1 protein-coding gene and 1 pseudogene are annotated in these 533 nt (G+C 37.7%); both read left to right on the forward strand.

Annotation, left to right across the window (positions count from 1 at the left end):
• Positions 1–232, forward strand: a 232-nt coding sequence (locus R7Z77_RS28150; protein WP_318137409.1) for a DUF3634 family protein, incomplete at its 5' end; no start/stop codon positions are given.
• Between the two features lie 114 nt (positions 233–346).
• Positions 347–533 (forward strand): annotated as a pseudogene (locus R7Z77_RS28155) (hypothetical protein); the annotation flags it as partial.

The raw sequence follows: 533 nt of genomic DNA on the forward strand, positions 1-533 counted from the left end.
CGATAATGGCCATATTAGTAACGTAAAAGGGCATCTACCTCCTTCTTTCAAACACAACTTACAGGATATTAGTGAGCATAACCCGTTTACTGGTGAAATGAAGGTGTATAGCCAACGAACAGGAATGCGCTTAAGCTTTTCCAAAGGCATTCCCAAAAAAGTTCAACAGAGGATTCGTAACGTTTTTCCGCACCAGGGCTTCAAAGCAAACAAAGGCAAGAAGCGCGCTTAATTACATATCAGTTACTTCATCATGTTAAATGGGACGCAATGTGGCGTCCCATTTTCGTATCTACAGAAAAATTACTTATCATTGAACAATCAACAACATAAACGGACCAAAACGATGAGATACGTTGTAACTTTAATGGTATTGATCTTTGCAAGTAATTCAGTTTTTGCTGACGATTCAGAAACGAACCTGTTGGCTAAAAAGATTAAGACTAAGCTTCAAAAGAAAGTAGACAATAAGTTTGATGGCTATCAAGGTTATTGTGACGTCATGATAGAAATGGAGCACAAAAGTAAAAACG

The sequence above is a fragment of the Vibrio sp. 1401 genome, assembly GCF_033340295.1.